The sequence below is a fragment of the Streptomyces sp. NPDC046303 genome (assembly GCF_055588085.1).
Genome location: NZ_JBVJFA010000012.1, coordinates 173,818 through 198,272, shown reverse-complemented (window position 1 = coordinate 198,272; position 24,455 = coordinate 173,818). Strand labels below are relative to the sequence as shown.

Annotated in this window: 26 protein-coding genes; 14 read left to right on the top strand and 12 right to left on the bottom strand. The window is 73.3% G+C overall.

Annotated features, from left to right (window positions below):
- The first annotated feature begins 71 nt into the window (after window positions 1-71).
- The 6 genes from ACZ6I1_RS15375 (at window position 72) to ACZ6I1_RS15350 (ending at window position 4,799) form a co-directional block, all read left to right on the top strand.
- Window positions 72-968 carry a helix-turn-helix domain-containing protein gene (locus tag ACZ6I1_RS15375; protein WP_469287298.1) on the top strand — a complete coding sequence of 299 codons (897 nt, stop codon included), beginning with the start codon at window positions 72-74 and terminating at the stop codon, window positions 966-968.
- A gap of 137 nt (window positions 969-1,105) precedes the next feature.
- Window positions 1,106-2,614 (top strand): 30S ribosomal protein S12 methylthiotransferase RimO, encoded by a 1,509-nt coding sequence (rimO, locus tag ACZ6I1_RS15370; protein ID WP_469287296.1) that lies wholly within the window; start codon window positions 1,106-1,108, stop codon window positions 2,612-2,614.
- On the top strand, window positions 2,611-3,267 hold the full coding sequence (pgsA, locus tag ACZ6I1_RS15365; protein WP_469287295.1) for a CDP-diacylglycerol--glycerol-3-phosphate 3-phosphatidyltransferase: 657 nt from the start codon (window positions 2,611-2,613) through the stop codon (window positions 3,265-3,267). Before rimO ends, pgsA begins: the two co-directional genes overlap by 4 nt.
- A complete protein-coding gene (locus ACZ6I1_RS15360) occupies window positions 3,264-3,821 on the top strand; it encodes a CinA family protein (RefSeq protein ID WP_469287294.1) in 558 nt (185 codons plus the stop codon). Before pgsA ends, ACZ6I1_RS15360 begins: the two co-directional genes overlap by 4 nt.
- Before the next feature lie 109 nt (window positions 3,822-3,930).
- A complete protein-coding gene (locus ACZ6I1_RS15355) occupies window positions 3,931-4,311 on the top strand; it encodes a helix-turn-helix domain-containing protein (RefSeq protein ID WP_069922226.1) in 381 nt (126 codons plus the stop codon).
- A 194-nt stretch (window positions 4,312-4,505) separates the two neighbouring features.
- On the top strand, window positions 4,506-4,799 hold the full coding sequence (locus tag ACZ6I1_RS15350) for a hypothetical protein (protein ID WP_469287291.1): 294 nt from the start codon (window positions 4,506-4,508) through the stop codon (window positions 4,797-4,799).
- Here ACZ6I1_RS15350 and ACZ6I1_RS15345 read toward each other — a convergent pair.
- Together ACZ6I1_RS15345 and ACZ6I1_RS15340 are read right to left on the bottom strand one after the other, a co-directional pair.
- Window positions 4,747-5,517: an SDR family NAD(P)-dependent oxidoreductase gene (locus ACZ6I1_RS15345; protein ID WP_469287289.1), complete on the bottom strand. Its 771-nt coding sequence runs from the start codon at window positions 5,515-5,517 to the stop codon at window positions 4,747-4,749. The genes ACZ6I1_RS15350 and ACZ6I1_RS15345 overlap by 53 nt on opposite strands.
- Before the next feature lie 36 nt (window positions 5,518-5,553).
- Complete coding sequence (locus ACZ6I1_RS15340; RefSeq protein WP_469287287.1) at window positions 5,554-6,348, bottom strand: Fpg/Nei family DNA glycosylase; 795 nt, start codon at window positions 6,346-6,348, stop codon at window positions 5,554-5,556.
- A 281-nt stretch (window positions 6,349-6,629) separates the two neighbouring features.
- Between ACZ6I1_RS15340 and ACZ6I1_RS15335 the strand changes: the two genes are divergently transcribed.
- Window positions 6,630-7,337: an NADPH-dependent F420 reductase gene (locus ACZ6I1_RS15335; protein ID WP_469287285.1), complete on the top strand. Its 708-nt coding sequence runs from the start codon at window positions 6,630-6,632 to the stop codon at window positions 7,335-7,337.
- On the opposite strand, the gene ACZ6I1_RS15330 is transcribed toward ACZ6I1_RS15335, so the two are convergent.
- Window positions 7,338-11,927 (bottom strand): ATP-dependent helicase, encoded by a 4,590-nt coding sequence (locus tag ACZ6I1_RS15330; RefSeq protein ID WP_469287283.1) that lies wholly within the window; start codon window positions 11,925-11,927, stop codon window positions 7,338-7,340. It abuts the gene before it with no gap.
- 80 nt (window positions 11,928-12,007) lie between these two features.
- Between ACZ6I1_RS15330 and ACZ6I1_RS15325 the strand changes: the two genes are divergently transcribed.
- The 3 genes from ACZ6I1_RS15325 (at window position 12,008) to ACZ6I1_RS15315 (ending at window position 13,971) form a co-directional block, all read left to right on the top strand.
- A complete protein-coding gene (locus ACZ6I1_RS15325) occupies window positions 12,008-12,844 on the top strand; it encodes an AraC family transcriptional regulator (protein WP_469287282.1) in 837 nt (278 codons plus the stop codon).
- A 114-nt stretch (window positions 12,845-12,958) separates the two neighbouring features.
- Window positions 12,959-13,666, top strand: a complete 708-nt coding sequence (locus tag ACZ6I1_RS15320) for an AzlC family ABC transporter permease (protein WP_469287279.1) — start codon at window positions 12,959-12,961, stop codon at window positions 13,664-13,666.
- Window positions 13,663-13,971, top strand: coding sequence for an AzlD domain-containing protein (locus ACZ6I1_RS15315; protein WP_469287277.1), 309 nt, complete (start codon window positions 13,663-13,665; stop codon window positions 13,969-13,971). Before ACZ6I1_RS15320 ends, ACZ6I1_RS15315 begins: the two co-directional genes overlap by 4 nt.
- On the opposite strand, the gene ACZ6I1_RS15310 is transcribed toward ACZ6I1_RS15315, so the two are convergent.
- Window positions 13,940-14,926: a hypothetical protein gene (locus tag ACZ6I1_RS15310; RefSeq protein ID WP_469287275.1), complete on the bottom strand. Its 987-nt coding sequence runs from the start codon at window positions 14,924-14,926 to the stop codon at window positions 13,940-13,942. The genes ACZ6I1_RS15315 and ACZ6I1_RS15310 overlap by 32 nt on opposite strands.
- 81 nt (window positions 14,927-15,007) lie before the next feature.
- On the opposite strand from ACZ6I1_RS15310, the gene ACZ6I1_RS15305 reads away from it, so the two are divergent.
- A complete protein-coding gene (locus tag ACZ6I1_RS15305; RefSeq protein ID WP_469287274.1) occupies window positions 15,008-15,202 on the top strand; it encodes a DUF3046 domain-containing protein in 195 nt (64 codons plus the stop codon).
- Between the two features lie 341 nt (window positions 15,203-15,543).
- Window positions 15,544-16,632, top strand: coding sequence for an AI-2E family transporter (locus ACZ6I1_RS15300; protein ID WP_469287319.1), 1,089 nt, complete (start codon window positions 15,544-15,546; stop codon window positions 16,630-16,632).
- Here the strand turns inward: ACZ6I1_RS15300 and ACZ6I1_RS15295 are convergent.
- Together ACZ6I1_RS15295 and ACZ6I1_RS15290 are read right to left on the bottom strand one after the other, a co-directional pair.
- Window positions 16,586-17,341, bottom strand: coding sequence for a Clp protease N-terminal domain-containing protein (locus ACZ6I1_RS15295; RefSeq protein WP_469287271.1), 756 nt, complete (start codon window positions 17,339-17,341; stop codon window positions 16,586-16,588). The two genes, ACZ6I1_RS15300 and ACZ6I1_RS15295, sit on opposite strands and share 47 nt — an antisense overlap.
- A gap of 74 nt (window positions 17,342-17,415) precedes the next feature.
- Window positions 17,416-18,006, bottom strand: a complete 591-nt coding sequence (locus ACZ6I1_RS15290) for a GNAT family N-acetyltransferase (RefSeq protein WP_469287270.1) — start codon at window positions 18,004-18,006, stop codon at window positions 17,416-17,418.
- 186 nt (window positions 18,007-18,192) lie between these two features.
- On the opposite strand from ACZ6I1_RS15290, the gene recA reads away from it, so the two are divergent.
- Both recA and recX read left to right on the top strand, forming a co-directional pair.
- Window positions 18,193-19,305 (top strand): recombinase RecA, encoded by a 1,113-nt coding sequence (gene recA / locus ACZ6I1_RS15285; protein ID WP_469287268.1) that lies wholly within the window; start codon window positions 18,193-18,195, stop codon window positions 19,303-19,305.
- A gap of 3 nt (window positions 19,306-19,308) precedes the next feature.
- The gene (gene recX / locus ACZ6I1_RS15280) at window positions 19,309-19,872 is read left to right on the top strand and encodes a recombination regulator RecX (RefSeq protein ID WP_469287266.1); all 564 of its coding nucleotides are present in this window, start codon (window positions 19,309-19,311) and stop codon (window positions 19,870-19,872) included.
- Window positions 19,873-19,956: 84 nt separating this feature from the next.
- Here recX and ACZ6I1_RS15275 read toward each other — a convergent pair whose 3' ends face one another.
- The 6 genes from ACZ6I1_RS15275 to ACZ6I1_RS15250 form a co-directional block, all read right to left on the bottom strand.
- Window positions 19,957-20,349, bottom strand: a complete 393-nt coding sequence (locus tag ACZ6I1_RS15275) for a rhodanese-like domain-containing protein (protein ID WP_469287264.1) — start codon at window positions 20,347-20,349, stop codon at window positions 19,957-19,959.
- Complete coding sequence (locus ACZ6I1_RS15270; RefSeq protein ID WP_469287262.1) at window positions 20,346-20,897, bottom strand: cupin domain-containing protein; 552 nt, start codon at window positions 20,895-20,897, stop codon at window positions 20,346-20,348. The genes ACZ6I1_RS15275 and ACZ6I1_RS15270 overlap by 4 nt, the downstream gene beginning before the upstream one ends.
- Window positions 20,898-20,975: 78 nt before the next feature.
- The gene (locus tag ACZ6I1_RS15265; RefSeq protein WP_351045220.1) at window positions 20,976-21,062 is read right to left on the bottom strand and encodes a putative leader peptide; all 87 of its coding nucleotides are present in this window, start codon (window positions 21,060-21,062) and stop codon (window positions 20,976-20,978) included.
- Between the two features lie 33 nt (window positions 21,063-21,095).
- Complete coding sequence (locus tag ACZ6I1_RS15260) at window positions 21,096-22,676, bottom strand: FAD-dependent monooxygenase (RefSeq protein WP_469287261.1); 1,581 nt, start codon at window positions 22,674-22,676, stop codon at window positions 21,096-21,098.
- 154 nt (window positions 22,677-22,830) lie between these two features.
- Window positions 22,831-23,724, bottom strand: a complete 894-nt coding sequence (locus ACZ6I1_RS15255; RefSeq protein WP_469287259.1) for an amino acid ABC transporter permease — start codon at window positions 23,722-23,724, stop codon at window positions 22,831-22,833.
- A complete protein-coding gene (locus tag ACZ6I1_RS15250; RefSeq protein ID WP_469287257.1) occupies window positions 23,721-24,395 on the bottom strand; it encodes an amino acid ABC transporter permease in 675 nt (224 codons plus the stop codon). The genes ACZ6I1_RS15255 and ACZ6I1_RS15250 overlap by 4 nt, the downstream gene beginning before the upstream one ends.
- Between the last annotated feature and the right edge of the window lie 60 nt (window positions 24,396-24,455).

Sequence of the window (24,455 nt, the reverse complement as noted above, 5' to 3'; positions counted from 1 at the left end):
TTGCTCCACCCTTTCGTCACCCCCCTAGACTGGACATCCAGCAGGTGGCTACACGCTCGAAAGGCGCCCTCGTGTCCATCGGCAACGCCAACTCCCCCGAAGAAGAGCGGCCTTCGACCGACGACCGGTCCGAGGACCGCATCGTCGAACGTTCCGTCGAAGGACCGTCCATCGGGACGGCTCTCAAGAAGGCCCGGATCGCCGCCGGGCTCACCGTCGACGAGGTCAGCTCCAGCACCCGCGTGCGCATCCCGATCGTGCACGCGATCGAAGAGGACGACTTCACGCGCTGCGGCGGCGATGTCTACGCCCGCGGCCACATCCGTACGCTCGCCCGCGCCGTCCACCTCGATCCGGTACCCCTGGTCGAGAGCTACGACGCGGCCCACGGCGGCCGGCCGGCACCCACCCCCGCCGCGCCGATGTTCGAGGCCGAGCGCCTCCGCCCCGAGCGGCAGCGGCCCAACTGGACCGCCGCCATGGTCGCCGCCATCGTCGCCGTGATCGGCTTCGTGGGGTTCACCGCCTTCAGCGGCGGCGACGACAAGGACAAGAAGCCGGTGGCGGAAGGTTCCGCCGCTCCGAAGCCCGCGCCCAAGCAGAGCGCCGGAAAGCCGGCCGCGCAGCCCCAGCAGACCCCGCCGGCACCCAAGCCGGAGCCCTCCGACAGTGCGATCGCCGCCGCGCCCAAGGACCTCGTCACGGTCGTCCTGACGGCCGACACCGGCGAGAGCTGGATCTCGGCCAAGGACCACAACGGCCGGCTGCTCTTCGACGGCACCCTGGCCCAGGGCGAGTCCAAGACCTTCACGGACAAGGAGTCCGTCGACCTCGTGCTCGGCGACGCCGGGGCCGTGAAGCTCTTCGTGAACGGCAAGGAGATCAAGGAGGACTTCCAGCCGGGCCAGGTGGAACGTCTCACATACACCAAGGAGGACCCCCTCGAGGAACAGCCCCAGGCGGGCTGACCCGAGGCGGCCCTAGGGCGGAACCTCTTGATCCGGATCCCCGGTGCGCCGTGCGGCACTTGCCGCAGGCCCCGGGGATCTTGCTGTGAGGGGACGGCAGGCGAGGGCCGGCGCCGGGACGAAGTAGTCTTGAGTCCATGCCCGAACGCCGTACCGTCGCCCTTGTCACTCTTGGCTGCGCCCGTAACGAGGTGGACTCGGAGGAGCTCGCAGGCCGCTTGGCGGCGGATGGCTGGGAGCTCGTCGAGGACGCCGCCGATGCGGACGTTGCCGTCGTCAACACCTGCGGATTCGTCGAAGCCGCCAAAAAGGACTCCGTAGACGCCCTGCTCGAAGCCAACGATCTGAAGGATCACGGCAGGACGCAGGCCGTCGTCGCCGTCGGCTGCATGGCCGAGCGCTACGGCAAGGAACTCGCCGAAGCGCTCCCCGAGGCGGACGGAGTGCTCGGCTTCGACGACTACTCCGACATCTCCAACCGCCTCCAGACCATCCTGGCGGGCGGCAGCGTGGAGGCCCACACCCCGCGCGACCGGCGCCAGCTGCTGCCGATCAGCCCGGCGGAGCGCCAGAGCGCCGCGGTCGCGCTGCCCGGCCACGCCCAGTCGGCGCCCGCCGAGGAACCGGCCGAGGCCCCCGCCGACCTGCCGGACGGTCTCGCGCCCGCCTCCGGGCCGCGCGCGCCGCTGCGCCGCCGCCTCGACAAGAGCCCCGTCGCCTCGGTCAAGCTGGCCTCCGGCTGCGACCGGCGCTGCTCCTTCTGCGCCATCCCGTCCTTCCGCGGCTCGTTCATCTCCCGCCGCCCCAGCGACGTGCTGGGCGAGACCCGCTGGCTCGCCGAGCAGGGCGTCAAGGAGATCATGCTGGTCTCCGAGAACAACACCTCGTACGGCAAGGACCTCGGCGACATCCGCCTGCTGGAGACCCTGCTGCCGGAGCTGGCCGCGGTCGACGGCATCGAGCGCGTCCGCGTCAGCTACCTCCAGCCCGCCGAAATGCGGCCCGGCCTGATCGACGTCCTGACCTCGACCCCCAAGGTCGTGCCGTACTTCGACCTGTCCTTCCAGCACTCGGCCCCCGACGTGCTGCGCGCCATGCGCCGCTTCGGTGACACCGACCGGTTCCTGGAGCTGCTCGACACCATCCGCAGCAAGGCCCCGCAGGCCGGCGTCCGGTCCAACTTCATCGTCGGCTTCCCCGGCGAGACGGAGTCGGACTTCGCCGAGCTGGAGCGTTTCCTCACCCACGCGCGCCTCGACGCCATCGGTGTCTTCGGCTACTCCGACGAGGACGGCACCGAGGCCGTCACGTACGACAACAAGCTGGACGAGGACACCATCGCCGAGCGGCTGGCCCACATGCAGCGGCTCGCCGAGGAGCTCACCTCGCAGCGCGCGGAGGAGCGGATCGGAGAGACGCTGGAGGTACTGGTCGAGACGGTCGTGCCGCTCGACGAGGCCGAGGACGGCGAGGGTGCCTACGGGCGCGCCGCCCACCAGGCCCCCGAGACCGACGGGCAGGTCGTCTTCACGGACGGCACGGGGCTGGTCCCCGGGCGTATCGTCACGGCGAAGGTGGTCGGCACCCTGGGTGTGGACCTGGTGGCCGAGCCCCTGGGCACGGATCTTGAGGAGGCGGCCGGATGACCGGAGTCCCGGCATCTGCGGCGGGCGGGACCGGCCGCCGGCCCGCGCCCGGCGCGAAGCTGGGAGCCGCGGCGGTCAATCAGGCCAGCCTGTGGAACATCGCCAACATCCTCACGATGATCCGGCTCGTGCTGGTGCCGGGCTTCGTCTTCCTGCTGCTCGCCGAGGGCGGCTACGACCCCGCCTGGCGGGCCTGGGCGTGGGCGGCGTTCGCCGTCGCCATGATCACGGACATCTTCGACGGACACCTGGCCCGGACGTACAACCTGGTCACGGACTTCGGCAAGATCGCCGACCCCATCGCCGACAAGGCGATCATGGGGTCGGCGCTCATCTGCCTCTCCTGGCTCGGCGACCTGCCGTGGTGGGTGACCGGGGTGATCCTGGGACGGGAGCTCGGGATCACGCTCCTGCGCTTCTGGGTGATCCGCTACGGAGTGATTCCGGCCAGCCGGGGCGGCAAGCTGAAGACCCTGGCGCAGGGCACGGCCGTGGGCATGTACGTGCTCGCGCTGACCGGCCCGCTGGCCACCCTGCGCTTCTGGGTGATGGCCGTCGCCGTCGTGCTGACCGTCGTCACCGGTTTGGACTACATCCGGCAGGCCGTCGTCCTGCGCCGCAGGGGCCTCGCCGAGGAGCGGGCCGCGCGGTGACGCACGGGTCGGGGGATTCTCCAGAGGCGGTGGAAGCGTCGGGAGCGGCCGGAGCCGCTGCGGAGGTGTTGCGCCTGCTCGCGGAGCGTGACCAGACCCTCGCCGTCGCCGAGTCACTGACCGGCGGCATGGTCGCCGCCGAGCTCACCGCCGTCCCAGGAGCCTCGCGTTCCTTCCGCGGCTCGGTCACGGCGTACGCGACGGAGCTCAAGCACCGGGTCCTGGGCGTGGACGCCGGGCTACTGGCGGCCGAAGGCGCGGTGAACGCGCAGGTCGCGGCGGAGATGGCGGCCGGGGTGCGGGGCGTGATGGGCGCTTCGTGGGGAATCGCCACCACCGGAGTGGCCGGACCCGACCCGCAGGACGGGCAGCCGGTGGGCACGGTTTTCGTCGCCGTGGAGGGGCCTGACATCAGGAAAACGGCCCGGCTGAGGTTGAACGGCTCCCGTGCGGAAATCCGTAGGGAGAGTGCACGCACAGTGCTCGAACTTCTCTCAAGCCAACTCCGTGAGAATGCGCGGGGGCAGGATACGGAACAGAACGGGGGGATTTGATGTTTGCAGCCCTGAGTGAACACGACATCGCTCCCCGCACGGCCGCGGCGCGAGGCGGTACGGTGGGGCGTGAAGGATGCGGCTACACGGTCAGAGGAGGGAGCCACCGATGATTCTGCTCCGTCGCCTGCTGGGTGACGTGCTGCGTCGGCAGCGCCAGCGCCAGGGCCGTACTCTGCGCGAAGTCTCCTCGTCGGCCCGAGTTTCGCTCGGCTATCTCTCCGAGGTGGAGCGGGGGCAGAAGGAGGCATCCTCCGAGCTGCTCTCCGCGATCTGCGACGCGTTGGACGTACGGATGTCCGAGCTGATGCGCGAAGTCAGCGATGAACTGTCGCTGGCCGAGCTGGCACAGTCGGCCGCGGCAAGCGAACCGGTGAGCGTACCGGTCCGCCCGATGCTCAATTCGGTCTCCATGGCTTCGGTCACGGCCGGACCGGAGCGGGTGACCATCAAGGCGCCTGCGGAAGCGGTGAATGTCGTAGCCGCGTGAGCGAGTACGTGAGCGTATGAGTGTGGCCGGAGCCCCGGCCGGTGCGTCAGGCACCGGCCGGGGCTCCCGGCCGTTCCGGGCGCGGGCGCGGTTCTGGGTGCGGGCCCGGGGCGGGTGCGCGACGATGGTCCCGGTCCGGTACGGGCTCCGGCCCTCCCCGCATCTCCGTCCGGGGGGACCCCAGGGAGGTAGCCGTGCGGCCGTTGCTGACAGCCCTCGCATGGGCGCTGGGCCTGGTGTGGTGGTGGGCCGTGCTGCGCCTCGCCCTGGCGCCCGCGGAGTCCGGGCCCGTGGAGGGCGCGGTGGCCGTGGGGGGCTGGGGACTGGGGCTGCTGCCGGTGCACTGTGTGCCGGGGCCGGTGCGACGCAGGGCTGCGGGAGCCGCCGGAGCCGCCGGGGCCGCCGGAGCCGCCGGAGCCGCCGGGGCTCATGGGGTTACCAGGGCATCGATACTCCGCCGTTCGGGCGGAGGATCTGGCCCGTCATGAAGGACGAGGCGTCCGAGGCCAGGTAGAGCACGGCCTGCGCGATGTCCTCGGGCTCGCCGACCCGGCGCAGCGGGGACATGCGGACCATCACCGCCTCGGTCCGCTCCTGGGCCTCGGCGCCGTGCCGGCCGGTCATCGGCGTGCGGATCCAGCCGGGGGCGACGGCATTGACCCGGATGCCGTGCGGGCCGGCCTCGGTGGCGAGGGTCTTGGTGAGCTGGACGACGGCGGCCTTGGCCGCGCTGTAGCAGAGCAGACCTGGCTGGGCGGCGTCCACGGCCCCGGAGGCCATCGTGACGATCGAACCGGGACGGCCCGCCGCGATCATGGCGCGGGCCGCTTCCTGGCAGGTGCGCAGGACGCCCTTGAAGTTGATGTCCAGGATCCGGTCGAGGTCCTCGTCGGTGGTCTCCAGGACGCTGCTGGTGTGCATGACCCCGGCGATGGCCGCGGCGATGTCGAGGGGGCCCGCGGCGGTGACGGCGGCCCGCAGGGCGGTCCGGTCGGTGACGTCGAGGGCGTGGACGGTGGCGGCGCCGCCCGCCCCGGCCACGAGGGCGGCCGTTTCGGCGAGGCCCTGGGCGTCGCGGTCCGCGCAGTGCACGTGCGCGCCCGCCGCGGCCAGCAGGAGGGCGGTGGCGCGGCCTATGCCGCTCGCCGCGCCGGTGATCAGGGCGGTGCGGCCGGTGAGGTCGTAGGAGGCTGTGGGTGTGGGCATGCCGGGACCGTACGAGCGTATCTGACGGGCCGTCAACTAGCCGGTCGGGCCGGATTGGCAGCGGGGGCACCAGTACGTGGGGCGGCCGTCCTGCGGGGCCTCGCGGATGGGGGTGCCGCAGCGCAGGCAGGGGCGGTGGGTGCGGCCGTACACGAAGAGGTCCTGGCCGCGGCGGCGGCTGCCGGTGGTGTTGCGGGGGCCGGGCCGGTCGCCGGTGTTCGCGGCCAGGAGGCGGTGGGCCGCGGCGGCGAGGCGGGGCAGGGTGGTTTCGGGGAGCGTGCCGACCGGGGTCCAGGGGGTGACGCGGGCCAGGAAGCAGAGCTCGGCTTTGTAGATGTTGCCGATCCCGGCGAGGTTGCGCTGGTCGAGCAGGGCCTCGCCGAGGGGGCGCTCGGGGGCGGCGAGGAGGTTGGCGGCGGCCCGGTCCGGGTCCCAGTCGGGGCCGAGGAGGTCGGGGCCGAGATGGCCCACGGCCCGGTCCTCGTCGGCGGTGCGGATCAGTTCAAGGACGGGCAGGCGGTAGCCGACCGCGGTGTCTTCGGCGGTGCCGAGGATCGCGCGGATCTCGTGGGCGGGGCCGCCGTGCCACTTCGCGCCCGTGGGGAAGACGTGCCAGGCGCCGTCCATGCGGAGGTGGCTGTGCAGGGTGAGGCCGCCCTCGAAGCGGGCGAGGAGGTGCTTGCCGCGCGGGGTGACGTCGAGGGTGGTGCGGCCGGTGAGGTCGGCCGTGGCGAAGCGGGGGACGCGCAGGTCGCTGCGGGTCAGGGGCTTGCCGGCCAGGGCGCTGTGGAGGCGGGTGGCCGCGCGCCGGACGCTGTCTCCTTCGGGCATGCCGCCATTGTCCCGCCGGGGTGGCTTCAGGCGGGCGGAGGCCGGGGCGGAGGCCCGCGCGGAGGCCGGCGCCGGGTCCAGCGCGCAGGCCGGCGCCGCGGCGGCCCGGGGCCGGGCCCTCCCGCCCGTGCTCGGGGACGGGCCCCTCCGCCACTTCGGCGATCCGCTTGCTCCGGTTCGGGCCGTGTCGGCGGGTCCTGCGGGCTTTTCCGGTGACGGTGGTCAGGCTCCTTCCCGGGTGCGGTTCACACGTGCACCGCACAGGAGAACGGAGCCTCCGCATGAAGATCGCAGTCCTCGGCACCGGCGGCGGTGGCCGCGCCCACGCCGCCCGGCTCCTGGAGCTCGGCCACGAGGTGGTCATGGGCACGCGGGACTCGGAGGCCACGCTCGGGCGGAGCGGGCCCGGCTTCATGGGCATCGAGCCCTTCGGGCAGTGGGTCGCCGACTACCCGGCCATCGAGCTCATGAACTTCGGTGACGCCGCGTCCGGCGCCGACTTCGTCATCAACGGGATCGACGGGGCCAATGCCGTACGGGTCCTGAGCGGCATCGCCGAGCACCTGGCCGACAAGACCGTCATGGACTACGCCGTCCCGTTCATCTACAACCCGGAACGGGCCCACCCCTGGCCCACCCCGTGGGGCGTCATGCCGGCCATCGACCCGGTGGACCACGACAGCCTGGGGGAGCAGATCCAGCGGGCCGTACCGGCGGCCAGGATCGTGAAGGCGGGCGTCACCCAGGAGCAGGAGACCGTCGTGAACCCGCGGTCCGTCGGCGGCGGCGACCACACGATGTTCATCGCGGGCGAGGACGCCGAAGCCAAGCAGCAGGTCACCGAGGTGCTGCGGGCCTACGGCTGGCAGGACGTCCTCGACCTCGGCCCGATCGTCTCCTCCCGGGGCATGGAGATGTACTCCCACCTGCACAGCGCGATCCAGTTCGCACTCGGGGGCGCCCGCTTCGGGATGAAGGTGATCCGCTGATCAGTTCCGCAGCCGCAGCCCCCTCGGGGTGGCGTGGAACCCGGCTTCCTCGAGGGCCCGGCCCAGCGGCGAGGTCAGCGACGGGGAGGCGTTGATGCGCTCCACCGTCAGCGCCGGCAGCGTCCCCGCGCGGGAGGCGGCGGCCACGGCCGCGACGGCCGCCTCCAGGCGCGGATCGCCGGGCTCCGGCCAGGCCAGGAGGGTTTTGCCGCCGCGCTCCAGGTACAGGATGAGCTCGCCGTCGACCAGGACCACCAGGGAGCCCGCCTTGCGGCCCGGCTTGTGCGCGGCCCCGGCCGGGGGCTCCGGCCAGGGCAGGGCCGCCCCGTACGCGTTCGCCGGATCGGCGGCGGCCAGGACCACCGCCGCCAGCGGGGGCGGGGTCCGCTCGGCGGTCCGCAGCCGGTCCACCGCGCCGTCCATCGCGAACTGGGCCGCGCCGAGCCCCTCGACCACATAGCCCCGGCGGGCCTGGCCGCTGTCCTCGAAGGCCGACAGGACGCGGTAGACCGCGCTGAAGCCGCCTTCCACCCCCTCCGCGGCGACCGCACCACGGGTCACCACCCCGTGCCGGTCCAGCAGGGTCCTGGCGAGGGCGTGGGCCCGGTGGGTCGGATCGGGGGCCTGCGACGGGAGGAGCGACCAGCGGCCCGAGACCGTGGGCGGGCCCGTACGGGACACGGTCGCGCTGAGCGTGCCGTACCGCCCGCGCGGGACCGTGCGCCGGGCCCGGTGGGCTGTGGAGCCGGCCGTGCGGCCCGAGCCGAGCAGGGCCCGCAGCGGGCTCAGGGTGTCGTTGGTGAGCCGGCCCGACCACGCCAGGTCCCACACCGCCTCCGACAGCGCGAGGTCGGAGGTCTCGGGGAACGCGGCCCGCACCGATTCGGCGATCTGGCGGAAGAAGAGGCCGTATCCGCCCGACAGGGACTCCAGCACCGCCTGGTGGACGGGGCCGAGCTCCAGCGGGTGCGGCGGGGGCAGGAGCAGCGGAGCGGCGTCCGCCAGGTACAGGGAGACCCAGCCGTCCTTGCCCGGCAGGGCGCCGGCGCCCGCCCAGACCACCTCGCCCGCCGTGGTCAGTTCGTCCAGCAGGCCGGGGGAATAGCCGCTGACCCGGGACGGAAGGATCAGGCACTCCAGCGCCGAAGCGGGGACCGGGGCGCCCTGGAGCTGCTCGACGGCCCGGGCCAGGCCGTCGATGCCGCGCAGGGCGCCGCCCAGGTGCTGCCACTGCGGCAGGAAGGTGGCCAGCGACGCCGGCGGGACCGGTTCCAGCTCCTGGCGCAGCGCGGCCAGCGAACGGCGGCGGAGCCTGCGCAGCACCGTCGCGTCGCACCACTCCTGGCCGATGCCCGCCGGATGGAACTCGCCCTCGACCACCCGGCCGGCCGCCGCCAGCCGGTGCAGGGCGCCCTCGGTGACGGCCGGGCCCAGACCGAAGCGGGCGGCGACGGCCGCCGTGGTGAACGGGCCGTGCGTGCGGGCGTACCGGGCCAGGAGGTCGCCCAGCGGATCCTTGACCGGCTCGGTGAAGGCCTCGGGGACACCGACCGGGAGGGCCGTGCCCAGCGCGTCGCGCAGCCGGCCGGCGTCCTCGATCGCCGCCCAGTGGTCCGCGCCGCCGATCCGGACCCGGATGGCCCGGCGCGCCGAGGACAGCTCGGCAGCCCAGGAGGGCTCCGCCCCGCGCTCGGCCAGCTCGGCCTCCGTCAGTGGCCCCAGCATGCGCAGCAGGTCCGCCACCGACTCGGCGTCCTTGGCCCGCCGGTCCTCGGTGAGCCACTGCAGCTCCCGCTCCAGCTCCTCCAGCGCCTGCGCGTCGAGCAGTTCGCGCAGCTCCGCCTGGCCCAGCAGTTCGGCCAGCAGCCGGGAGTCCAGCGACAGGGCGGCCGCCCTGCGCTCGGCGAGGGGTGAGTCGCCCTCGTAGAGGAACTGGGCGACGTAACCGAACAGGAGGGAACGGGCGAAGGGCGAGGGCTCGGGTGTGGTCACCTCGACCAGGCGGACCCGGCGGGCCTCGATGTCGGCCATCAGCTCGGTCAGGCCGGGCACGTCGAAGACGTCCTGCAGGCATTCGCGTACGGCTTCCAGCACGATCGGGAACGAACCGAACTCCGAGGCCACCTGGAGCAGTTGCGAAGCGCGCTGGCGCTGCTGCCACAGCGGGGTGCGCTTGCCCGGGCTGCGGCGCGGCAGCAGCAGGGCGCGGGCCGCGCACTCGCGGAAACGGGAGGCGAACAGGGCCGAGCCGCCGACCTGGTCGGTGACCAGCTGGTTGACGTCACCGTGGTCGAAGGCGACGTCGGCCGCACCGAGCGGGGCCTGTTCGTCGTCGAACTCGAACGGGGCCGGGACCGTGGGGTCGTGGTCCAGCAGGTCCATGGAGAGCAGGTCGGCATCCGGCAGGCGCAGCACGATCCCGTCGTCGGCGTGCACGACCTGTGCGTCCATGCCGTACTTCTCGGCGAGGCGGGCGCCCAGCGCCAGCGCCCACGGGGCGTGCACCTGGGCGCCGAAGGGGGAGTGGACGACGACCCGCCAGTCGCCGAGCTCGTCACGGAACCGCTCGACCACGATGGTCCGGTCGTCCGGCACGTGGCCGCAGGCCTCGCGCTGTTCGGCCAGGTACGCCAGTACGTTCTCCGCGGCCCACGCGTCCAGGCCGGCCGCCAGCAGCCGCAGCCGGGCGTCCTCGTCGCCGAGCGCGCCCAGCTCGCGCAGGAACGCGCCGACCGCCCGGCCCAGTTCGAGGGGGCGGCCCAGCTGGTCGCCCTTCCAGAAGGGCAGCCGGCCCGGCACCCCGGGCGCCGGGGTCACCAGGACCCGGTCGCGGGTGATGTCCTCGATCCGCCACGAGGTGGTGCCCAGGGTGAACACGTCCCCCACGCGGGACTCGTAGACCATCTCCTCGTCGAGCTCGCCGACCCGGCCGCCGCCCTTCTTCGGGTCCGACCCGGCGAGGAAGACGCCGAAGAGGCCGCGGTCGGGGATGGTGCCGCCGGAGGTCACCGCGAGGCGCTGGGCGCCCGGCCGGCCGGTGATCGTCCCGGCCACGCGGTCCCACACCACCCGCGGCCTGAGCTCGGCGAACGCGTCCGAGGGATAGCGGCCCGCCAGCATGTCCAGCACCGCGGTGAACGCCGACTCCGGCAGCGCGGCGAAGGGCGCCGCCCGGCGCACCAGCGCAAGGAGGTCGTCCAGCTGCCAGGTGTCCATCGCGACCATCGCGACCAGCTGCTGCGCCAGCACGTCCAGCGGGTTCGACGGGATGCGCAGGGACTCGATGGAGCCGGTGCGCATCCGCTCCGTGACCACGGCCGCCTGCACCAGGTCGCCCCGGTACTTGGGGAAGACGACACCGGTGGAGACCGCGCCCACCTGGTGCCCCGCGCGGCCCACCCGCTGCAGCCCGGACGCCACCGAGGGCGGGGACTCCACCTGCACCACCAGGTCCACCGCGCCCATGTCGATGCCCAGCTCCAGGCTGGAGGTGGCCACCACGGCGGGCAGCCGGCCCGCCTTCAGATCCTCCTCCACCAGGGCCCGCTGCTCCTTGGACACCGAGCCGTGGTGCGCCCGGGCCAGCAGCGGCGGAGCGCCGTGGGCGGCGCCCGACTGGGCCATGACCTCCGCCGGGGGAGCGCCCTCGGGGAGCTTCTCGCCCATGGCGCGCTCGTACGCGATCTCGTTGAGCCGGTTGCACAGCCGCTCGGCGAGGCGGCGGGAGTTGGCGAACACGATCGTGGAGCGGTGCGCCTGCACCAGATCCGCGATGCGCTCCTCCACGTGCGGCCAGATGGAGGGCTTGTCCCCGCCCTCGCGGCCCTCGGTGGCGGGCGAGCCGCCCAACTCCCCCATGTCCTGCACGGGAACGACCACCGACAGGTCGAATTCCTTGGCCGACGGCGGCTGCACGATCTCCACCCGGCCGCGCGGCGCGAGGTACCGGGCCACCTCGTCCACCGGCCGGACCGTCGCCGACAGCCCGATGCGGCGCGCCGGGCGCGGCAGCAGCTCGTCCAGCCGCTCCAGGGACAGGGCCAGGTGCGCGCCGCGCTTGGTCCCGGCCACGGCGTGCACCTCGTCCAGGATCACGGTTTCGATCCCGGCGAGGGCGTCCCGGGCGGCCGAGGTCAGCATCAGGAACAGCGACTCGGGCGTGGTGATGAGGATGTCCGGCGGGCGGGTGACCAGCGCCCGGCGCTCGGCGGGCGGGGTGTCGCCCGAGCGGATCCCGACCCGGATCTCCGGCTCGGGCAGGCCGAGGCGCACGGACTCCTGGCGGATCCCGGTCAGCGGGCTGCGCAGGTTGCGCTCCACGTCCACCGCCAGGGCCTTCAGCGGGGACACGTACAGCACGCGGCAGCGCTTGCGCGCCTCGGCCGGGGGCGGGGCCGAGGCCAGCCGGTCGAGGGCGGCCAGGAAGGCGGCCAGCGTCTTGCCCGAGCCGGTGGGCGCCACGACCAGCACGTCGGAGCCCTGCCCGATCGCCCGCCAGGCACCCTCCTGCGCGGAGGTGGGCGTACGGAAGGCCCCCGTGAACCAGGAGCGGGTCGCGGGGGAGAACGAGGCGAGCGCGGAGCCGGACATGCCCCCATCGTGCACCCCGGCACTGACAACGGGCCGGACCTGCGCGAACACCTCCGTCCGGCCGGGCGCAGAATGGGGTGATGGGGACGGACGAGGGGCGCCGGGAATGGGCCCGGCACTGGCAGTACCCGGAACTGCCCGGCCTGGACCTGCTGCGCGCCCACTACGTGCGCCACACCTTCCCGCGCCACGCCCACGAGGGGTACGTCATCGCGGCGGTCACCGGCGGCATCGAGGAGATCGGCCTCCCCGGCGGCACCGTGCGCGCCGGGCCGGGCAGCGTGGTCCTGATCAACCCCGAGGTGGCGCACACCGCGCGGGCGGGGGCGCCCGAGGGCTGGGCCTACGCCACCCTGTACCCCTCCCGCGACCTGATCACCGAGGTCGCCGAGGAGATCGGCACGCTGCGCGGGACCCCCGGCTTCACCGCCGACACGGTCGCCGACGCGCAGGGCTCCCGGGCGATCGCCGAGGTCCACCGGGCCGCCGAGGCCGGCAACGCGCTGGCCGCCGACACCCTGCTGCGGGGGGTCGTGGCGCGGATGCTCAACCGCCATGCGGGCCCGCTGCCCGCCCGTACGGCCCGCCGCGCGGGCGGCGCCGATGCCGAGCGGGCCCGGGCCGTGCTGGAGGACCGGATGGCCGCCCCGCCGTCGCTGGAACAGCTCGCGGCGGAGCTGGGGACGAGCCCCTTCGCCCTGCTGAGGGCCTTCCGGGAGCGGTACGGCATGCCGCCGCACACCTGGCTGACCGACGCCCGGGTCCGGCGGGCGCGCCGGCTGCTCGACGCGGGGACCCCGCCCGCGGAGGCGGCCGTCGCCGTGGGCTTCAGCGACCAGCCGCACCTCAACCGGCACTTCACCCGCATCGTGGGCGTCCCGCCGGGGGCCTACCGGCGGGAGCGGGCGGCGGGTTAGCTGCGGGTCAGGCCGCTGGCCTGGGGCTGGTCGGGCGCGGGTCGGGGGCGCGCAAGAACGTACAAGACCGCTCGGCCCAGCCCCGCATAGCGTCGGGGCGTGGGAGAGCAGCGAATGGCCCCAGAGGCAGAGACACGGAAGGACCCGGTGACGACCGGACGGCCGCGCGCCGCCGTCGTACGGGACGCGCTCGGGGTGGGAGTGGCCGTCGGCCTGTCCGGCTTCGCGTTCGGGGTGACCGCCGCGGGCGCCGGCGTCAGCGTGCTGCAGGCGTGCGTGCTGAGCCTGCTCGTCTTCACCGGCGCTTCGCAGTTCGCGCTGGTCGGGGCGCTGGCGGCCGGCGGCAACCCGTTCACCGCCGCCGCCGGGGCGTTCTTCCTCGGAACGCGGAACGCCTTCTACGGGCTGCGGCTGTCGCAGCTGCTCGCGCTGCCGCGCGCCGTAAGGCCCCTCGCCGCGCACTGGGTCATCGACGAGACCACCGCCGTCGCGCTGGCCCAGCCGGACCGCAAGTCCGCCCGGCTCGGCTTCACCGTCACCGGGCTCACCCTCTACGTCCTGTGGAACCTGACCACCCTGCTCGGGGCGCTCGGCGCCGAGGCCATCGGGGACACCGCCGCGTGGGGGCTGGACGCCGCCGGGCCCGCCGTGTTCCTCGCGCTCCTCGCGCCGATGCTCAAGACCGCCACCGAGCGGGCCGTGGCCGCCCTCGCGCTCGTCCTCGGGCTGGGATTCCTGCCCGTGCTGCCCGCCGGGGTGCCCGTGCTGATCGCCGCGCTGGCCGCGCCCGCCGTGCTGTGGATGAAGGGACGCCGACCGTGAACGTCTGGATCGCCATCGGACTGACCGTCCTCGGCTGCTACGCCGTCAAACTCGCCGGGCTGCTCGTCCCGGCCGGGGCCCTGGAACGGCCCCTCGTACGCCGGCTCGCCGCCCTCCTGCCCGTCGCGCTCCTGGCCGCGCTCACCGCCCAGCAGACCTTCAGCACCGGCAGCGCACTCGTACTCGACGCCCGCGCCGCCGGCCTCGCCGCCGCCGGGCTCGCCCTGCTGCTCCGCGCACCGTTCCTGCTCGTGGTGGCGGCCGCCGTCGTCGTCACCGCGGGGGTACGGGCCCTCGGGGGCTGACCCCGGCGGGCAGGCGCCCGTACGCGCGCAGCGTCAGCAGGGCCTCCAGCGTGGCGATCGGCCGCCGCTCCAGCGAGCTGCCCGGCGCCCAGGCCCGGCGGCGCACCGGCCAGCCCCCGTCCGGCTGCTGCTCGGCGGCCAGGAAGTCCAGCGCGCGGGCCATCTCCCGGTCGGTGAACCAGCTGCGGGCCAGCGACTCAGGACGGCGCGCGTAGTCGTACGCGTACAGGTGCTCGCCCGGCGCGTAGCCGGGGAACAGCGGGTGCTGCGAGCGCCGCCACGGGTCCAGCACCACGAGGTTCCCCTCCCGCACCAGCCGCCCCAGCCGGTCCGCCACCGCGGCGGCGCGGGCCCGGTCCGGGACGCCGTCGAGGAAGGCCACCGCGCTCTGGACCTCGTACGGATGGCCGTGGCGCATGCTCTCGATCCGGTCCCAGCAGAAGTCCGTGGCGCGGAAGAGCCAGGCGTGCCAGACCCGGTTGCGGTGCAGCAGCCCGACGACCGGCCCGGTGGTGAGCAACTCGCCCGGCGGGTCGTCGTACGTCGGGTGGTACGGGGCGGCCGGATAGCCGCGCGGGGCCGGCGCGACCACCGGAAGGGCGCCCTCCGGGGTGGAGACGCGGGTCAGGTGGCGGCAGAGCCGCTCGATGCGCTGCCCGGCGCAGCGGCCCAGGCCATCCAGGACGCGCAGCGCGTGGGCGGTGTGCAGGGGCTGGCTGAGCGGGCCGCGCAGATCCGGGTCGAGTGCGTGCCCGTAGCCGCCGTCGCCGTTGAGGTAGGAGCCGAGGGCGGTGTCCACCGGGTCGGCGTCGCCTCCGAGGAAGTGGAACGCGAACCGCCGCTGCTCCAGCACCCGCGCCGTGAGCCAGATGAACTGCTCGGCGCGGGCCAGCGGGGGCAGCGGGGGCAGCGGGGCCGGGCGCGGGGTCAGCGGGGAAGCGTCGTCTCCGGGCATGCCTGCACGTTAGGACGCGGCGCAGGGGCGGCGAGGGACGATCGCGGCCGGTGCACTCTCCCGGGGCGGGATACTTGGGGCATGCGGTTGACGATTTTCTGGGAGCGGATGGCCGAGCACTTCGGTGCGGGTTACGCCGAGTCCTTCGCGCGGGACCACGTCATGGCCGAGCTGGGCGGCCGGACCGTCCACCAGGCGCTGGACGCCGGCTGGGAGGCCAAGGACGTGTGGCGCGCGGTCTGTGCGGCGATGGACGTGCCGGCCTCGCTGCGCTGACGCCCGGCGGGGGCTCTGTCGCCCCCGGCACGGCCGCTCCTTCGCCGTGCGCGGCGCGCCCGCGGGCCGGGGGCGCGAGGCTGCTTCGCGGTACGGGCCGCCGGTGGGACAGACTTGGCGGCGTGGCAGCCAGTGATGAGACGACGACCGATCAGCCCGCAGACGCCCGCGGGGCGGCGCAGCCGCGGCCGGCCGACCCCGCCGCGTCCGGGCCCGGGACGCCGCCCGTGGGCCCGGCAGGGCCGGCCGACGAGGCCGGGCCCGCGAGCCCGGAGGGCGGTTTCGCCGGGGCGGCCGGGAGTCCCCCGACCGCCGGGCGCCCCGGCGGGGACGACGCACGGATGCCGCGCTGGCTGCCGCGCGCCGTGGTCCTCGTACTGGCCCTCGTCGCCTGCTTCCAGCTCGGCAGCTGGGCCTTCCACCAGCTGATCGGGCTGCTCGTCAACATCCTGATCGCGTTCTTCCTCGCGCTCGCGATCGAACCCGCGGTGTCCCGGATGGCTGCCCGCGGCATGCGCCGCGGGATCGCCACCTTCCTGGTGTTCCTCGGGGTGTTCGTCGCCGCCGCGGGGTTCCTCACGCTGCTCGGCTCGATGCTCGCCGGGCAGATCATCGAGATGGTGGAGGGCTTCCCGCGCTACCTCGACTCGGTGATCAACTCGATCAACGCCACCTTCCGCACCGAGCTGTCCCGGCTGGAGATCCAGGACAGCCTGCTGCGCTCCGACTGGCTGCGCAAGTACGTGCAGAACAGTGCGAGCGGCGTGCTCGACGTGTCCGCCACCGTGCTCGGCGGACTCTTCAAGCTGCTGACGATCGGGCTGTTCTCCTTCTACTTCGCCGCCGACGGGCCGCGGCTGCGGCGCGCGCTGTGCTCCGTACTGCCGCCCGCGAAGCAGTCCGAGGTGCTGCGCGCCTGGGAGATCGCCGTCGCCAAGACGGGCGGCTACCTCTACTCGCGCGGGCTGATGGCGCTGATCTCCGGCATCGCGCACTACATCCTGCTGGTGATCCTCGAAGTGCCGTACGCGCCGGCCCTCGCCGTGTGGGTGGGACTGGTATCCCAGTTCATCCCCACCATCGGCACGTACCTGGCGGGCGCGCTGCCGATGCTGATCGCCTTCGCGGTCAATCCCTGGTACGCGCTGTACGTCCTGGGATTCGTGGTGATCTACCAGCAGTTCGAGAACTACGTGCTGCAGCCGAAGCTGACCTCGAAGACCGTCGACATCCATCCGGCGGTGGCCTTCGGCTCGGTCGTCGCGGGCACCGCCCTGCTGGGCGCGGTCGGGGCGCTCATCGCGATCCCGGCCGTCGCCACGCTGCAGGCGTTCCTCGGCGCGTACGTGAAGCGGTACGAGCTGACGCGGGACGCGGACGACTCTACTTCCCGGCCTCGCCGCCGAGTACGGCTGCCACGGCTTCGGTGACGGCGGTCTCGACGGCGTCCTTGTCCACGCCCAGGCCGGTCAGCAGGCCCTCGCCGTGCTCCTGCTCCAGGAGCGCGAGCAGGATGTGCTCCGTGCCCACGTAGCCGTGGCCGAGGCGCAGGGCTTCGCGGAAGGTGAGCTCCAGGGTCTTCTTCGCGGATGCGTCGAAGGGGATGAGGTCGGGGACGTCCGCCGCTGCCGGGGGCAGGGCGGCGGTGGCCGCGGCGCGTACCGCGTCGGCCGCGACGCCCTGGGCGGTCAGCGCGTACGCCGCGAGGCCCTCGGGCTCGGCGAGCAGGCCGAGGACGAGGTGCTCGGTGCGGATCTCGGTGCTGCCCGCCGCGCGGGCCTCGTTCTGGGAGGCCATCACCACGTTGCGGGCCCGGGGGGTGAACCGGCCGAAGCCCGCTTCGGGGTCGAGGCCGGCGTCGCCCTCCTTGTCGGCCTTGGGCACGAAGCGCTTCTGGGCGGCCTGGCGGGTGACGCCCATGCTGCGGCCGATGTCGGTCCACGAGGCACCGGAGCGGCGGGCCTGGTCGACGAAGTGGCCGATGAGGTGGTCGGCCACGTCGCCCAGGTGCTCGGCGGCGACGACGGCGCCGCTGAGCTGCTCCAGGGTGTCGGTGTGGACCTTCTTGATGGCCTCGATCAGGTCGTCGAGGCGGACCGGATTGGTCATGCGAACGGGTTCCACGGAAGGGTTCGTCATGGATGCAACCCTAGGTTGACAGTCGCGGGGGTGTCAACCCGTGGTTGTCACTCAGGGGCGGGTTGTGCGCCGGGTCACGAGGCGGCCGGACCGCCGCCCAGGTCGAGCCGCATCAGGACGCGGGGATGGCCCGCCAGTACGGAGGTGGTGTCGGCGGCGTGGGTGAACCCGGCGCGCTCGAAGTTCTTGCGGAGCCCGGCGTACGCCATCGTCAGGTCGACCTTGGCGTCGCCGTTGTCGAGGGGGTAGGCCTCGACCGCCGGTGCGCCGTGGGCGCGGGCGAACTCGACGGCGCCCGCGATGAGGGCGTGCGAGATCCCCTTCTTGCGGTGGCCCGGGCGCACCCGGATGCACCACAGGGACCACACCGGCAGGTCGTCGACGTGCGGGATCTTGCGGCTGTGCGCGAAGGAGGTGTCCGCACGCGGTGCCACGGCGGCCCAGCCGACGGGCTCGTCGCCGTCGTAGGCGATCACCCCCGGAGGGGGCTGCCTGCGGCACAGGTCGGCGACGTACTCGCCGCGGGCCGGTCCGCGCAGTTCGTTGTTGAGCTTGGAGGGGATCCGGTAGCTCAGGCACCAGCAGACGTTGGCCCCGGGCGACTTCGGTCCGACCAGGGTGCGGACGTCCTCGAAGACGGAAGCCGGGCGTACTTCGATGGTCATGGCACCACGATGGCAGGAGGGTGCGGCGCGCGCCCCGCGCGTCGGCGTGGTGCGCTTGACAGGGAAATCGAACATCCATTCTGATGAGTTATCCACAGCCGAACCGGTCGTGGAGGCGCATTGTCAGTGGCAGGCATTAGCGTCAATGGCGTGAAGCGATCGACTCAAGCAAACCGGGTGGAACCCATGGCAGGCACCGACCGCGAGAAGGCTCTCGACGCCGCGCTCGCACAGATTGAACGGCAATTCGGCAAGGGTGCGGTCATGCGCCTCGGCGACAAGCCGAACGACCCCATCGAGGTCATCCCCACCGGGTCGACCGCGCTGGACATCGCCCTCGGCGTGGGCGGGCTGCCCCGCGGCCGTGTGATCGAGGTGTACGGGCCGGAGTCCTCCGGTAAGACGACCTTGACCCTGCACGCCGTGGCCAACGCGCAGAAGGCCGGCGGCACCGTCGCCTTCGTGGATGCCGAGCACGCGCTCGACCCCGAGTACGCGAAGGCCCTCGGCGTCGACACCGACAACCTCATCCTGTCGCAGCCGGACACCGGCGAGCAGGCGCTGGAGATCGTGGACATGCTCGTCCGCTCCGGTGCCCTCGACCTGATCGTCATCGACTCCGTGGCGGCCCTGGTGCCGCGCGCCGAGATCGAGGGCGAGATGGGCGACTCGCACGTGGGTCTCCAGGCCCGCCTGATGAGCCAGGCACTCCGGAAGATCACCGGTGCGCTCAACCAGTCCAAGACCACCGCGATCTTCATCAACCAGCTCCGCGAGAAGATCGGTGTGATGTTCGGCTCGCCGGAGACCACGACCGGTGGCCGCGCGCTGAAGTTCTACGCCTCCGTGCGCCTCGACATCCGCCGCATCGAGACCCTGAAGGACGGCACGGACGCGGTCGGCAACCGCACCCGCGTCAAGGTCGTCAAGAACAAGGTCGCGCCGCCCTTCAAGCAGGCCGAGTTCGACATCCTCTACGGCCAGGGCATCAGCCGCGAGGGCGGCCTGATCGACATGGGCGTGGAGCACGGCTTCGTGCGCAAGGCCGGCGCCTGGTACACGTACGAGGGCGACCAGCTCGGCCAGGGCAAGGAGAACGCCCGCAACTTCCTGAAGGACAACCCGGACCTCGCCAACGAGATCGAGCGGAAGATCAAGGAGAAGCTGGGCGTGGGGGTCCGCAAGGACGCCGCCGCGGACGCTGCCGCCGCCGCGCCCGCCGAGGCCGCGGCCGTCCCCGCGCCCGCGCCCGCGTCGAAGGCAAAGACGACGGCCAAGGCCGCCGTGGCCAAGAGCTGACCCGTGCGGGAGCAGGAAAGGGGCGGCAGGGAACAGGGCGGTCGTGAAGGCCGCCAGGAACTGCCGCCCCAGAGCCCCGAGGAGCAGGCGCGGGCCATCTGCCTGCGCCTGCTCACGGGGAGCCCGCGCACCCGGCGCCAGCTCGCGGATGCCCTGCACAAGCGGGGCATCCCCGAGGAGGTGTCGCAGCAGGTCCTCTCCCGGTACGAGGAGGTGGGCCTGATCGACGACGCCGCCTTCGCCGGGGCCTGGGTCGAGTCCCGGCACCGCGGCCGGGGCCTGGCCCGCCGGGCCCTCGCGCAGGAACTCCGGACCAAGGGGGTGCACGCCACCCTCGTGGAGGAGGCCCTGGAACTGCTGGACTCCGACCAGGAGGAGCAGACCGCCCGCGAGCTCGTGGAGCGCAAGCTCCGCGCCACCCGGGGCCTGGAGCGCGACAAGCGGATCCGGCGCCTCGCCGGAATGCTCGCCCGCAAGGGATACCCCGAGGGCATGGCCCTGCGCGTGGTCCGCCGCGCGCTGGAGGCGGAGGGCGAGGACACCGAGGACCTCGACCACCCGGGGTAGGGGCCGGCCCCCGCCCCGGGGCTGCGGCACCAGGTGGGTCAGGACGGGGGTCAGGACTCGGTCAGGGCGGGGATCAGGACTCGGTCAGGACGGGTCGGTCACCGGGAGGCCCGCCGCCTTCCAGGCCTGGAAGCCGCCGGTCAGGTCCGTCGCGCGGTGCAGGCCCAGGGTGTGCAGGGAGGCCGCGGCGAGGCTGGAGGCGTACCCCTCGTTGCAGATCACCACCACCTGGAGGTCATGGCTGTCGGCCTCGGGGACGCGATGGCTGCTCAAGGGGTCCAAGCGCCACTCCAGTTCGTTGCGCTCCACCACCAGCGCACCCGGGATCAGACCGTCCCGGTCCCGCAGGGCCTGGTAGCGGATGTCCACCAGCAGGGCCCCGGCACGGGACACGGCGTACGCCTCGTGCGGGCCGACGCGGGTGTAGCCCGAGCGGACCCGCTCCAGCAGCTCGTCGATGCCGGTCGGCGCGCTCACTGCCAGTCCGCCGGACGCTCGACGTGCTCCAGGGTGAGGACGGGGCCGCTGCGGCTGTACCGCCGGATCAGGGGAAGCGGCGGGTAGTACACGTGGACCGAGACCGCGTGCTCCGCCCCGGATGCGTTGAAGACCTCGTGTACGTGGTGCTCCCCGAACGCCCGCCCGGTGCCCGCGCCCAGGCTGCGGCTGCGGTCCACTCCGGGCGCGAGCTCCAGCGACTGCCAGCCCTCCGCGGGCAGCCGTACGGCCAGCGCGTGCTCGGTGAGCCGGCCGCGGGCGGTGGCGAACGCCCCCCGCGACTCGGCGTGGTCGTGCCAGCCGGTGCCCGTCCCCGGCGGCCAGCCGATCAGCCACGCCTCACTGCCGGACGGCCCGTCCAGCCGGACCCAGGTGCGGCCCTCCGGGTCGAGCGGCAGCGAGGACACGACCTCGGGATCGGTGGCGGTGTGCAAGGCGAAGCGGAGGAGCTCGGCGGCCGTCGGGCCGCCGGCCGGCACGGGCTCGGAGGTGTACGCGGATACCGGCTGCGCAGAGGGTGCAGACATGAAAGAGGGACCGTTCCTGGGTTCGCGGAAGTGCGCGCAGGCCGGTGACGGCACGGGGCGCGCGGAGGGAAGGGCGAATCAGCAGGAAGGACGACACACGCAGCCCGCGTAGCGGAGCAAGTCCATATGGACCCTCCGCCACAGGCGTACGTCATGGCCGGTCATGTCCGCGAGTGAACCACGACCGCCGCGAGCGGGTCAATCGATCACCACGGCCGGCGGCGTGGCGGCGGACGGCGCCGGCACCCGGGCCGCGGGCGCGCCCGCCCGGACCGCGTCCGCCGCCTCGTACAGCTCCGCCGGACGCACCCCCGCGAAGGTCGCCGCCAGGTGCCCGTCCGGCCGGACCAGCAGGACGGTGTGCGCCGGGGCCCCCGGATAGCCGTCCGCGACCAGCAGATCGGTGCGGACGGGCAGCGCGCTGACCGCGGCCGCCAGACGCGGCATCAGCCCGGCACCCAGCCAGTGGCGCCGGTCCCAGACCCCCGTGCCCGGCGCGACCAGGACCACCAGCAGCCGGCCCTGCCCCAGCAGGTCCCGCAGCGGCACGGTCGACCCGTCGGGAGCGGTCACCGGCACGTTCGCCACCGGACCGCCCGGTTCCGTGGCCGTCGGGACCTCCCGTACGGCCACCGGAGGGGCGTACGACGGCGCCGCGCCCAGCGGCCCCCGACCGAGGTGACCGTCGGTCAGGAGGGACTCGGCGGACCGCGCGGAACCGGGCAGGTAGGTGCGCAGGGCGCCCCCGGACCGCAGCGCCGGCATCGCCTGATCGGCGGCGCGCAACCGTGCGGCGACCGCCGTGCGCCGTTCCCCCTCGTAGCTGTCGAGCAGCGCCTCGGAGGCTCCCTGGTGCCAGGCCAGCGACAGCTTCCACGCCAGGTTCTCCGCGTCCCGGAGTCCTTCCTCGACCCCCTGGGTGCCGAGGGCGCCCAGCAGGTGGGCGGCGTCCCCGGCGAGGAAGGCGCGGCCGTCGCGCCAGCGCCGCGCGAGCCGGTGGTGCAGCGTGTGGACCCCGGTGTCGAGGAGGTCGTACGGGGGAGTCGAGCCCCCGCACCACACCGCGAGGGTGTCCCGTACGAGGGTCACCAGCGCATCGGGAGTGACGAGTTCGCCGCGGGCCGGGAGCAGCCAGTCCAGCCGCCACACCCCGTCGGGCAGCGGCCGCGAGGTGACCTCCTGAGGCGGATTGCGGTGCAGCAGGGCCTCGCCGGGCCAGGGCAATTCGGTGCGCAGGGCGGCCACGGCGTGCCGCTCCACGGCGGTGCGGCCGGGAAAGCGGATGCCGAGCAGCTTGCGCACGGTGGACCGGGCGCCGTCGCAGCCGACCAGGTAACTGCCGCGCCACCACGTGGTCTCGGCGCCCTGGGTGTGCGCGGTGACCCCGTGGCGGTCCTGCTCCACGGAATCCAGCCGGCTCTCGGTGACCAGCTGGACGAGCGGGTGCGCGGTGGCGGCGTCCCGCAGCCCGCGCGCCAGGGCGTGCTGCGGCAGGTGCAGAGGGGCGGGGCCGTCATCGAAGGTGATCCGCTGGGCGGGACGGCTGCGGCGCATGGTGCGCCAGGCCGCGAAGTACGCCCCCTCGTCGCGCAGCGTCCTGCAGCCCAGCCGGTGCACCATGGCCGCGGTGTCGGCGTGCAGGACGACCGTACGCGCCGGGCGCGGCTCGTCCTTGCCGGGCCCTTCGTCGAGCACGACGGAGGGCACGCCCTGGCCGGCCAGGGCGAGGGCCAGGGACAGCCCGACGGGCCCCGCGCCGACGACGATCACCGGGTCCATGACGCGGCTCCCGATGTCCGGTATGTGATCACAGAACGTATGCAACCCACTGGAGGTGCCTGCGTCAAGTGACGCAGGCCGTGGCAAAGCCGTGTGGTGCGGCGGAAAGAGTTCCGCCGCACCACACGTGTCACGCCAGTGTACTGACCCGGTGTCAGGGAGCCTCGCCCACGCCGGCGGCGCCGCCCGCGTCGACCTCGGCCACGTCACCGGCGACGACCGCGCCGGTGCCCTTCTTCGACTTCCGCAGCCGGCCCTCGAGCCAGGAGGCGAAGGTGGTGAGGGCGAAGTTCACCACGATGTAGATCAGCGCGATCACGACGAGCGTCGCGATGGTGTTGCTGTAGTTCGCGGAGATCTGCCGGTTCATCGACATCAGCTCGCCGAGGCCCAGCACCGCGCCGCCCAGTGCGGTGTCCTTCAGGATCACCACGAGCTGGCTGACCAGCGCCGGCAGCATCGCCGTGACGGCCTGCGGGATCAGCACGTAGGCCATGGTCTGGCCCTTGCGCATGCCGATCGCCTTGGCCGCGTCGGTCTGGCCGGAGGGCAGCGACAGCACACCCGCCCGGACGATCTCGGCGATGACGGCCGCGTTGTACAGGACCAGGCCGGTGACCACCGCGTACAGCGGACGCTGGTCGGAGGAGACGCCCGTGAACTGCACGTAGAAGGCGAAGCCGAACAGCATCAGCATCAGCACCGGGATGGCGCGGAAGAATTCGACGACGGCGCCGACAGGGATCCGCACCCAGGCATGGTCGGACAGTCGGCCGATACCGAGCAGGGCGCCCAGGGGGAGGGCGATCACCATGGCGATCGCGCCGGCCTTGAGGGTCTCCAGCAGGCCGGGGATCAGGAAGGTGGACCAGATCTGGCCGTCGGTGACGAAGGGGCTCCACTTCTCGGCGTCGAGCTGGTTGTTCTCGGCCATGAGGGACAGCGCCCACCACAGGACGAGGCCGAACAGCACGACGAAGATGCCGCTGTAGAGCCAGTTGCGCCCCTTGGCCTTGGGGCCCGGTGCGTCGTACAGCACGGAGGTCATCGCTTCACCGCCACTCGCTTGGCCACCCAGCCCAGAATCAGGCCGGTGGGCAGGGTCAGCACGAGGAAGCCGAGGGCAAAGACCCCGAAGACCGCGAAGAGCGCGTCGGCCTCGTTCTCGACCATTTCCTTCATCAGCAGGGCCGCCTCGGCCACGCCGATGGCCGCCGCCACCGTGGTGTTCTTGGTGAGGGCGATCAGTACGTTGGTGAGCGGTGCGATGACCGCCCGGAAGGCCTGGGGGAGCACGATCAGGGTGAGCACCTGGAAGAAGCTCAGTCCCAGAGCGCGGGCTGCCTCGGCCTGGCCGACGGGCACGGTGTTGATACCGGAGCGCAAGGCCTCGCAGACAAAGGTGCCGGTGTAGGCCGTCAGCCCGAGGACCGCGAGCCGGAAGCCGGTCTCCTTGAAGGTGGTTCCGCCCAGGTCGATGCCGAGGGTCTGACTGAGGCCCAGCGAGCAGGCGATGATCACCACGGTCAGCGGGGTGTTGCGCACCGCGTTGACGTATACGGTACCGAAGCCCCGCAGCAGCGGGACCGGGCTGACCCGCATCCCGACCAGGACGGTGCCCCAGATCAGGGATCCGGCCGCCGAGTAGAGGGTGAGCTGAACCGTCACCCAGAAGGCTCCGAGCAGGTCGTACTGCCCGGACTCAAGAAAATCGAACACGATGCCCTGCGCTCTCCCCAGGATGGCCGGTGAGGTGCGCCGCCGCCCGTGGCAGGCGGG